Source organism: Streptomyces caelestis (genome assembly GCF_001279005.1).
GTDB classification, from domain to species: domain Bacteria; phylum Actinomycetota; class Actinomycetes; order Streptomycetales; family Streptomycetaceae; genus Streptomyces; species Streptomyces heliomycini.
In genome coordinates this window covers 1-301 of record NZ_LGCN01000124.1, presented here as the reverse complement: position 1 = coordinate 301, position 301 = coordinate 1, and the positions used below count along the sequence as shown (strand labels likewise).

Genomic DNA, 301 nt, shown 5'->3' with positions numbered 1-301 from the left:
GAGCGAAGGCGCGTTCGCCGGGAGCTCTCAGTACGTGCGGCGGGAAGGCGCCGCCACCGCGTTCCGATCTCCTGCCGCCGGGCTGTCAGGTGTCCGGTCAGGGACCGCAGGGGGCGGCTGGGCCTGGCGGCACCTGACGGAGGCATTCGGGGTCTCACCGGCCAACGCCCAATGCCGGTTTTCCTCATGGAGCAATGACTGGCTGTGGCGACGGCTGCACCAGGCCGTTCTGGACGAACTCGGCGCCCGCGGCGAGGTGGACTGGACCTCGGCGATCGTGGACGCCGCCTCCGTCCGCGCG

At 71.8% G+C, this 301-nt stretch carries 1 pseudogene; it reads left to right on the top strand.

Going from position 1 to position 301, the window contains the following annotated elements:
• Positions 1 to 301: pseudogene (locus tag ADK41_RS42490) on the top strand (hypothetical protein); the annotation flags it as partial.